Raw genomic sequence first — 10,048 nt, 5'->3', positions numbered from 1 at the left:
CTAAAATTCGAACATTAAGCCTTTGAAGGGCTATAACTAAAATCCACTATTATGAAAGGTAAATTAACTCTTTGCAGTCTTCTCTTACTATCCTTATTTGCCATGGCTCAAAATGGTGAAACTCTAGATACCATCTATGCAAATGACCAAAAGAATGTTGCCTTGTTCTTTCCAAATCCGATACGTCAGGGAATTACAGGGGCATCACATTTTGTATTCAACTACAATCGTGAGAAAGAACAATATTTTGGATTGTTACAAGCTAAGCCCGGAACGGAAAGCAACCTATTGACCATTACAAATGATGGCCAGGTCTATTCCTATATTTTAAAATATGCTGACCGATTGCCGAAGCTTAATTACTTTATTGCAAAAGAAGAAAGCATAGGTAATGAAAAGACCATCATTACACCCATTTCACAAAACCAATCGATCACAGAAAATATTGGACTGGATTCTAAAAGTTCCAACTACCAAAAACTATGTGCTCAGTTACTCAAAAATCAAAGAAATTACACCCAAATCAAGCAGAACAAAGGAATTAAAGTTAGCATGACTAAAAGTATTTATCATGATAAAGAAGTTTATGTGGTCTTTGAAATCAGTAACAATTCCAATATTGACTTTGACATCAACACCTTGTGGATGATCAAAACCAATGGAATAAAGAAAAGAAGAACATCATATCAGGAGTTTGTTCTCTCCCCTATTTTCCGATATAACGTGCCTAAAACTGTTCCCAAGGGATCAAAGATCCAATTCGTTTATGTCTATTCAAAATTCACTTTGGGAAAACATGATAACCTTATTCTAAAACTAGATGAGTTGAATGGGAGTCGGGATGTGGTATTTGAGATGAAAAATTAAACGTTTATTTGAACTTTCTTCGATTACCGTTTTCCAAAAGAGCTTTTCTAACTATTTCAGCTTTCTCTACACTTACATTTGTTAGGTTCACTGAATTGCTTGAAACAGAGTCCTTCAATAAAATGTTAACATCACTTTGAGTCAAGTAGTTATTATCTCTCAAATTTCCCAAAATGGATGAGTACCAATCCGAGCTACTATCTATATCCAACATTTTTTAATTATTGATAATCATGTGGTTACAGGTCTATTATACATAATGAAAGTTATAGTACAATTTAACTATCTGATTATCATATGTTTATCGGATGCAAATGAGTCACTTATTTGGACTTTATCCCTTTTTGAGAATTCATCTTCCGGCATTCCGACCGGTATAGGGACATGGTATTACATACAATTTAGGTCGTATCCGATTATTCTGAACCAGGTTATTGTAGCCTAATATTTCTATTCTCAGCCAAATCGTATTGATATTTGTTGTTTTTGGCTGACAATAGAATTTATTCACTTTTTTTGAATAGACTATCCATGGTAACTTGATTGTCCATCACTTCATCGCTATGACTGTTATTTTTCACACCAAACGTAGTTACAAATGTTACGAATACATTTTTTCTATCTTTCATTTCAGCGATGAACTCCCTTTTCTTGTTACGAATATTATCGGCATACGATTTACTAATTGTAAATTCACTTTCACTGAATTTCAATTCACAAATATTAATTGTCCTGTCGCTCCTATCAATAAGTAGGTCAATTTGAGCATTATCGTTTCTCCAGCTTGAACTATTTGCATCAATTCCGTTTATTCCCAAACCAATCAATATTTGTCTATCATGTTTTAAACAAAGATTTTCAAACGCAAAACCACTCCAAGAAGCATAGCTTCTTGAGCTATATAGAGTCTTCCAACTTCCACCCTTGTTTTTTTTCATGTATTTCAAATAGAACATCGAATATTCATCCGTTAATCTATACAATGTCTCTTTGGAGGTATTGCTGTAAGGCTCATACTCAGAAAGGAATCCGGACTCGCTTAATTCTTCTATGGTCTTGGTCAAAGTGCCTCCTGAACTGATTTTGCTTTTTAGGATCAACTCATCACGGGTTATTCCTTTTTGTGAAGTTGCAAGTGCCTCAACAATTTTTATATGATTATCGGAATCATCAAAAAGTGAAGCAAATATATGATTGAACTCATCCACCAAAAGTCCACTCTTGTCAAAGCACAACCTATCAATTGCAACTGGAACACTATCACCTGATTGGATTTTTTCCAAATAATGTGGAATACCTCCTACTGCCATGTATAATTGTAGATAAGAATATCTATCGAGATTAACCTTCTTGGACTTCAAAAATAATTCTGTTTCATAAAGGTTAAAAGGCAATAGCCTAATTGGTAGGGTGATTCTATGGTGCAACCCTTTAGGATCCTTCATTACTTTATTTACCATAAAAGATGCAGCGGAACCACAAATAACGACTACTAAATCGTTTCTCTTTGAGCAGTAACTATTCCAGAAATGACCAAACAGTTGAACGAATTTGGATTTATGGGTATACATCCATGGAAATTCATCAAGGAATAGTACTTTTTTTTCATCCCCGCCTTTGCAGACGAGGTTTATGCCCGACATTCCAATGAAAGCAAAAATTTATTTGAGAACCTAAAGGAAGTAGTTTATCAAAATTCGGAGAAAAAACTTAAGAAAATCTGGCATGAAATAATGGACTACGCTCCCAATCCAAAGCACAAATACAAGACTCTATCCGCTTTTGGCACCCTTGCCGATGAGGTGAACGATTTGGTCAACCAAGAGAATATCGATATCGTGGTCATGGGCACCAAAGGAAAAACGAATGACCCCAAGATTACATTTGGCAGCAATACCTTACAATTGCTTAAGTATGTACTATGTCCTATTCTGGCCATTCCAGAAAATTTCCTGTATCACCCGCCTAAAAAAATACTTTTCCCTACCGATTATTTGGTGCCCTATAAAAGAAGGGAACTGAAGTTATTGAGCGATATGTCGGGTTCGTTCAGATCTACTATTCATATTTTGTATATAAATCCTACAACGGCTCTTTCGTTACGGCAGCAGGACAATAGGCAATTTCTAATTGGTGGTCTACCAAAACCAAAACTTGTGTTTGACACAATTGTTGGAGAGGACAAAAGCGATGCCATTAACAAATTCATTTCAAAAAATGACATCGACCTTTTGGTAATGATAAATACGAGGCATTCTCATTTGGAAAAAGTGCTGTATCAACCTACATTGGATAAAATAACACTACACGTTAAGATTCCTTTTTTAGTAATGCAAAACAGATTTCGATAAAACATAGAAACATAAAAATATTAAAAATGAAAAAAATGAAAAAAATAATATTGCCAACAGATTTTTCGGAAAATGCATTTAATGCCATAAGCTATGCGCTAAACCTTTATAAAAAAGAGGAATGCGCGTTTTATTTGTTGAATACATTTACACCTTCTGCCTATCATGATAAAATGGAGGAGTTTAATCCAGGGCAAACCGATCACAAGGATGCAAACCAAGAATCTTCCTTGGCCCAAATGGCAGAACTGCAAAAACACATTTCGAAGAAATTCAAAAATCCCAAACACCTTTTCATACCCCATTGTGCATTTAATTCCTTGGTAGCTGAAATCAAAAAGATCATTGAAAAGGAAAACATCGACATTGTCATTATGGGAACTCAAGGGGCCACTGGGGCAGCCGACATCTTATTCGGCACCAATACCATACATGTAATTAAAAAGTCGGGGTGTCCTATACTAGCGGTTCCTTCTGACTTTAAATACAAGGTTCCCAAAAGGATTTTATTGCCTACGGACTATGAAATTGTGTACCAAAAGGAAAAATTAAGGGGAATGATGGAAATTGCCAAACAACATCGTTCACAAATCGATGTGTTATATGTTTCGGGAGGGCAAGAACTTAATACAGGTCAATTGTTACACAAAGCAAGTTTAGAAGATATCCTAAAAGGTATTCCCTGTCAATTTCATATTGACGCTGATAATAAAATACCGGATGCGATTATTGATTTTACCTTTAAGAATAATACCGATTTATTGGCAATGCTAAGGTTAAAACGTCATTTTTTAGAACGTCTTTTTTCTATATCGGTAATAAGGGAATTAGGGTTCAATCTTATATTTCCACTTTTGGTCATTCCACATGAGACAAAAAATTGAGTTTTTACGAATATTCCTATAACAACTGATTTTTCCAATAACGCATACAACGCACTATTTTATGCTATACATCCACTAGGAAAATCAATGCAAAGGTCACTTGTAAAACAGGTAAGTTTCAATTTGGAAATTCCTTTTTTTTAAATCCAAGTATGGACTGATAAATGTCATGGCATAGCTGCCCTTCGGATTCTATTTTTACCTGATAAACCTAAAATTACATCATGGACAAACGAATTTTGTTGCCAACCGATTTTTCCAAAAATGCCTTGAACGCAATTCGGTATGCATTGGACATGCACGAAAAGGAAAAATGTGAGTTTTATTTATTGAACGTCTATCAAGTGAAAGGCTACTCTACCAAAAGTATAATGGTACCAGAACCGGGGGATGTTGACTATGAAGCGGCCAAAAAGCTTTCTTTGGATGGATTGGAAAAACAAATGGAAATATTGAGCTTACGTGAAGAGAACCCCAAGCATAGGTTTTATAAGATTTCGCAATACAATTCGATTCTCTATGGGGTAAAGAATATTATTGCCAAAAAAGATATTGATCTGGTCGTTATGGGAACCAAGGGTGCAGGAGGCACAAGATCCACGATTTTTGGAACGAATACTGTCAATATCATGGAAAAGGTAACGGAGTGTCCGGTTTTGGGCATACCTGAAAATGTACGATTTGCGCCCCCTAAAGAAATTGTTTTCCCCACAGACTTTAAGGCAAGCTTTAAAAGAAGGGAAATTCAGGTTCTATTGGATATTGCCAAGAGCCATAAGTCGCCCATTCGCGTGCTGCATATCATGGAGAGTTCCAAGCTGAGCAAGATACAGGAAAACAATAAAGTGCTATTAGATCACATGTTAGACGTGGTTGATCACAGCTTTCATACAATGTCTGATGTCAAAGTACAAAAAGGCATTGACACCTTTATCCAAAGCAGGGAAAGTGGGATGGTTGCCTTTATGAACAAAAAACATATGTTCTTTGGCAGTATCCTTTCCAATCCGCTGGTTAAGGAGTTAGGTTACTACTCCGAAATTCCGATTTTGGTACTGAAAGACATGGAGTAGGACGTCAATTACCCACTAAAAAATAAAATTAATGTAAGAATTATTGGATCTCTTTAAAGAGCCTGTTGTAATCAAGCTAGCTAGACTACTGCTCTGGGTAGTAGTCATCATTGTCGCCATGGGCTTTCTCAGAAAGTTGGTAAAAAGAGCCAGCAACAAACTGTTGTTGTATATCAGGCGCAAAAGGCAATTGATGTAGCTGGATACTTTTTTACGATACTACCTCTTGTCTATACTTTAAATTGGATAGTCCAAAGGATTATACCATCTTTCTAGGTCTTTTTACTGCCGGTATCGCTTTTACCTTGCAGAAATTGATCCTGAGTATCGCCGGATCATTTTAAATTCTTATGTTCAGGGTTTACAAGCCTGGTGATCGTATAGAAATCAATGCCATTAAGGATGTCCTAGATATTAATAATGTGTTCACTACCCTTATGGAAATCGGGGAATGGGTTAGTATCGATAATTATTCTGGTAGAATTGTCAAAATCAGTAATGCCTTTGTTTTTTTAAGGCCCCATGGCAGAAAGTACAAGGGGAGGGCAGCTGTTGGAAGGTGCGAACGAACGTAAATTGTTCGGTCAGTATTATCCTATAAAGGCTAAAATAGTCCATTTGGAAAGTCTTTCTGCCCATGCAGATCAAGGTGAACTGTTAGATTGGATGAGGGAAATTAAAAAAGTTCCTGAAAAAGTATTTCTTATCATGGCGAGCCACCCGCCTTGGATGCATTTAGCGTCAAAACAAAAGACACCTTTGGCTGGAGCGTCAAAATCCCTAACCTTCATGGGGTGATCGAAGTAATTGTATAAAATACTTCATTCTGATAAATATCATATCCAAACTCTTTTGAGAATAGTATTTTGGTACCAAAGGGATGATATGATGGTAACAAATCAAACAGAATTGGAACATAATTCAATAGTACATGAAATGCACTGGGACTGCCAGCATTGGAAATCTACTTTGCAATTTATTGATGATGGCATTGTTTTCATTGAAGGATTACTGAAATCTTACAAATTTCTGCCCAATACCCCTGGCCTATTCGAAAAATTACAAGACTATCACAGGCGATTAAAAAATTTGAAAACAATCAAGTCAGAAGTCAGAAGTAGTCTTTCGAGATATGAAAACATTTCAGGAGGGTTAATGGAAGTATATGAATGTAAGTGTGATGAGCAGCTTTACCAGAAGCACGAGTTACTTAAAGCGCAAGTAGCAGATTGTGGCGAAAGATTTACAGCCCTGAGGTTAGAAATTTACAGTTATGCGGCAGGTATCCTAAAAAATCGAAAGCTAAAAGACTAAAGGTGCAACATCTGTTGGAAAAAACTACTCCCAAAAGTATAGACACTAAAACATAATAAAATGGATAGCAGAACAATTATTTACCCAACCGATTTTTCAGCCTGCGCAGAAAATGCAATGCAATATGTCATACCCATTGCAAAAGCCATGAAATGCAAGGTTCAAATAGTACACTCTATTGATGCTAGTAATATGCTGAAATCGGAAGAAAACCCGTTACGGGTTATTGAGGAAATTCAAATTCTGGACGTAAATGCGAAAACCCACTTGAAGAAGATAAAGATCAAAATGGAAGCCAATGGTATTGCGTGTATTACAGAGATGCTAAAATACCCAGGCATTTCATGGCTGCCTGAGTATATAAAGGAACATAGGCCCTACCTGGTGGTTATGGGAACAGTGGGCTCGGGAGACTTGGGAAATAAGGTTTTTGGCAGTAACGCTTATAGAGTTATTACAAAAACAGATTTTCCCTTAATGGTTGTTCCTAAGGATGCTACTTACAGGGGCTTCGAAAAAATGATTTTTGCAACGGACTTTGAAAAGAAAGACACTGAAAACATAAACTTTCTCATTAAAATCGCAAGACACTATAAGGCAGCGATAGATGTTGTTAATGTTACCGAAACCGTATTTGAAAGGGAAGAAGAAAAATTTTATGCCAACAATCTTAAAGATGAGTTATCCAAAACGGTTCGTTACGGTAAAATGGATTATAAGTTCTTATTTTGGGATAACGTTGAGGAGCGTTTAGAAATACTATTGAAAGAATCAAACGCCGACCTTTTGGCATTGGTCAATAGAAAAAAGAATTTTATCGATTGTCTTTTTCATAAAAGCATTGTAAAGAAGATGATGTATCGCACACATATTCCCTTACTCATTTTCTCCTAATCTATTATTGACCTAAGAGATGGCCCTAGACTGAATTATATTCAATGAAGGGTGTTGAAATGATAAATATCATTTCCATTCCTAGGAGTTATAGTATTTTTCAGGCAAGCTTCTAAACCATGGTCAATATGATAAATCAAAACAACACAGCGGAAGATATTTTAAGGGACTTTCATCGCGACACGAAACGTTGGAAGTCAATGCTTGAATACAAGGAGAATGAAATCTCATTTATCAATAGATTATTGAGTTCCAAAGCTTTTAAAGGCACAACGCCCAATCTTTTTGAACGCTTGGAAAAGTTCAAGGACGAAGGAAAAAACTATGATGATAAAACTAAAAACCTCAAAAAGGAAATAAGCGAGTATGCGAATGAGTTAAAGGGGTTTTTGGAATGTGATGACATTTCCTGCGATACCTTTTACTTCGAGAACCATGAAGTATTGAAGAATCGTTTTGAGGAATTCTATCTGGAGTTTAATGAGTATAAAACCAAGGTGTTCAATTACACTGGAGGTGTTTTATAAGAACGACAATTGTAAAGTGCATATCCGGAGGTTGGTATTTCCAAAGCTAATCAAAACAAGTTTTGTAGAACGTAAACTGGTTTATGAATATGCCATTAATTTGGGCTTTACGAGGGAAAAGGCCCATTAAGCAATAGAAAGAAGCATCCTTTATTATTTACTGGGGATACAGAATTTGAAGATTTACACTGGTAATTGTATACTATATTAAGCAAAAGGATTATGGACCACATCCCAACATTTGGAAGCAGACTTCGGAAAAATATTGTAACTGTTCCGGAAGTCATTAGTAGCTGCACAGGAATTAGGATTTTTGGCCAACTTTTAAAGTCTTTTTTATTTTCTACGGATGTCGCAATCATCAGAAACACGAATGCCAATGCCGTTATTGCGGTTTACCCGTTTACCCCACAGCCCATGATTTCACAATCTTTGATTCTTGCTGCGGATAAACCTATTTTTTGTGGTGTCGGAGGTGGTCTAACCACTGGAGATCGGTCCATTGAACTGGCATTACATGCAGAATTTCAAGGAGCTCTAGGGGTGGTATTGAACAAACCGACCCCTAATGAACTGATCTGTAGGTTAAAGGAAAAAATAGATATTCCGCTAATGATAACCATTGTCTCAGAGAAGGACGATATAAAAGGTAGGATTTCTGCAGGTATAGATATTTTCAATGTATCGGGCGCAGATAAAACTCCTGATATAGTGAAAAAAATTCGGGATATTGATAATACCATTGCCATTCTTGCAACTGGCGGTAAGACTAATGACACTATACTAAAATGCCTAGAGGCAGGAGCAAATGCGATATCTTATACTCCACCAAGTACGGCTGAACTTTTCAAGGATATCATGATTCGATATAGAAATGAATTATAAAGGGACTTAACTTTAAGAATCTTAACTACTTTCAGGTCGTATCAGAATGGTCACGGGGCTATTAAAATTACTTCACGGCCAAGACTTATTGTACAAAATTAGTACACCTATACCGCCTATTTATAACATTCTAAATTGGGGTTTGTTGTTATGAAACGTTCGTCCTATTGGACTAATGGAAGTCAATTAAGGTTAGGGGTATTTTTCTATCTGTTTCTTATTAATTTGAAAATTGTTTATTTCATTTTTGTTATCTGTTTAAATTTTTTTAATGTTGGTAAATCCTTTTTTTTATAAGTGTTGGTATTGCTATTCTGCTAACCCAGCCATTTGGCCTTGGTTCTTCTGGCATTCATCTCCGCGATATTAATAATAGACCTGCTGGTCCTTAATAGAAAAGGGGTTGTAATTAACAATAAGAAAGCAGCATTTGCAACCGGTTTATGGATACTGGTTGCAGGCCCATTCTCACTGACTATACATTGGTTGTTTAAAGCTGATTTGGTTGATAATCCTACCTATTTAACAGCTAATGATGCATTCATGAAATACATAGCTAGGTTTTTAATAGAACTATCTCTTAGCGTGGATAATTTATCTGTTATCGCCATGTTATTCGCTTCCTTTAAGATACCTATTAAAAATCAACACAGGGTATTATTCTATGGAATTCTTGGTGCTATTGTATTTAGGGATATATTGATATGGCCAGGTGTTATTTTAATAAATAAGATAAGCTGGATGACATATATTTTCGGAGCATTCTTGTTATTAAAAAACAGAAGGTCTAAGTACCTTAAGACGCCATATTTCAATTCATAAGTTATTCCATATGATAAATAATTTTGCCAGGACATTGATTGGGAATAAGATGAGTGGGGTATTGAATAAATGGAAAACAATTATGAGATCATGAGATTATCCTGGAGTTTTGGAACAGTGGAGCAAAACAACCCCAAAAGTTTTTGAGACAGGATGACAAGAATATCAAAAATCAATTAAATTTTTTTAGAATAAATTTATGCCAAACCAGTAAAACCTAAAAATGCCAGTGATAAAAGCCCGGCCACCAATAAATTAATTGGGACACCTTTCATTCCTTTAGGTATGTCTGCTAATTCTAATTGTTCTCTTATACTTGCGAAAACAATTAAAGCCAATGCAAAACCAATAGAGTTGGCTATTGCAAAAAACACAGCTTTTAGTAAGCTGCCATTTTCTAACCCTAATGCTAATATAGCTACACCTAAAAC

Annotated in this window: 12 protein-coding genes; 10 read left to right on the top strand and 2 right to left on the bottom strand. The window is 35.8% G+C overall.

Annotation, left to right across the window (positions count from 1 at the left end; genetic code table 11):
* The first annotated feature begins 51 nt into the window (after positions 1-51).
* A complete protein-coding gene (locus WBM60_RS00325; protein WP_424276951.1) occupies positions 52-867 on the top strand; it encodes a DUF4138 domain-containing protein in 816 nt (271 codons plus the stop codon).
* A gap of 503 nt (positions 868-1,370) precedes the next feature.
* Here the strand turns inward: WBM60_RS00325 and WBM60_RS00320 are convergent.
* On the bottom strand, positions 1,371-2,510 hold the full coding sequence (locus WBM60_RS00320; RefSeq protein ID WP_424259658.1) for an AAA family ATPase: 1,140 nt from the start codon (positions 2,508-2,510) through the stop codon (positions 1,371-1,373).
* 90 nt (positions 2,511-2,600) lie between these two features.
* Between WBM60_RS00320 and WBM60_RS00315 the strand changes: the two genes are divergently transcribed.
* The 9 genes from WBM60_RS00315 to WBM60_RS00275 all read left to right on the top strand — a co-directional run bounded on the left by WBM60_RS00315 (position 2,601) and on the right by WBM60_RS00275 (position 9,617).
* The gene (locus WBM60_RS00315) at positions 2,601-3,218 is read left to right on the top strand and encodes a universal stress protein (protein WP_424259657.1); all 618 of its coding nucleotides are present in this window, start codon (positions 2,601-2,603) and stop codon (positions 3,216-3,218) included.
* 35 nt (positions 3,219-3,253) lie between these two features.
* Positions 3,254-4,102 (top strand): universal stress protein, encoded by an 849-nt coding sequence (locus WBM60_RS00310; protein ID WP_424259656.1) that lies wholly within the window; start codon positions 3,254-3,256, stop codon positions 4,100-4,102.
* Positions 4,103-4,326: 224 nt separating this feature from the next.
* The gene (locus WBM60_RS00305) at positions 4,327-5,175 is read left to right on the top strand and encodes a universal stress protein (protein WP_424259655.1); all 849 of its coding nucleotides are present in this window, start codon (positions 4,327-4,329) and stop codon (positions 5,173-5,175) included.
* A gap of 522 nt (positions 5,176-5,697) precedes the next feature.
* Positions 5,698-5,973 (top strand): MBL fold metallo-hydrolase RNA specificity domain-containing protein, encoded by a 276-nt coding sequence (locus WBM60_RS00300; RefSeq protein WP_424259654.1) that lies wholly within the window; start codon positions 5,698-5,700, stop codon positions 5,971-5,973.
* 87 nt (positions 5,974-6,060) lie between these two features.
* Positions 6,061-6,489, top strand: a complete 429-nt coding sequence (locus WBM60_RS00295; protein ID WP_424259653.1) for a hypothetical protein — start codon at positions 6,061-6,063, stop codon at positions 6,487-6,489.
* A 60-nt stretch (positions 6,490-6,549) separates the two neighbouring features.
* Complete coding sequence (locus WBM60_RS00290; RefSeq protein ID WP_424259652.1) at positions 6,550-7,383, top strand: universal stress protein; 834 nt, start codon at positions 6,550-6,552, stop codon at positions 7,381-7,383.
* A 128-nt stretch (positions 7,384-7,511) separates the two neighbouring features.
* Complete coding sequence (locus WBM60_RS00285; RefSeq protein WP_424259651.1) at positions 7,512-7,910, top strand: hypothetical protein; 399 nt, start codon at positions 7,512-7,514, stop codon at positions 7,908-7,910.
* Positions 7,911-8,132: 222 nt separating this feature from the next.
* Positions 8,133-8,795, top strand: a complete 663-nt coding sequence (locus WBM60_RS00280; protein WP_424276952.1) for a hydrolase — start codon at positions 8,133-8,135, stop codon at positions 8,793-8,795.
* Positions 8,796-9,125: 330 nt separating this feature from the next.
* Positions 9,126-9,617: a TerC family protein gene (locus WBM60_RS00275; RefSeq protein WP_424259649.1), complete on the top strand. Its 492-nt coding sequence runs from the start codon at positions 9,126-9,128 to the stop codon at positions 9,615-9,617.
* A gap of 197 nt (positions 9,618-9,814) precedes the next feature.
* Here WBM60_RS00275 and WBM60_RS00270 read toward each other — a convergent pair.
* On the bottom strand, positions 9,815-10,048 hold a 234-nt coding region (locus WBM60_RS00270), incomplete at its 5' end, for an Rnf-Nqr domain containing protein (protein WP_424282616.1).

This window comes from Eudoraea sp. (assembly GCF_049669105.1).
In the GTDB taxonomy this organism is placed as follows: domain Bacteria; phylum Bacteroidota; class Bacteroidia; order Flavobacteriales; family Flavobacteriaceae; genus Eudoraea.
Note: the sequence above shows the minus strand (reverse complement) of the source record. Positions and strands in the feature narration are given on the sequence as shown.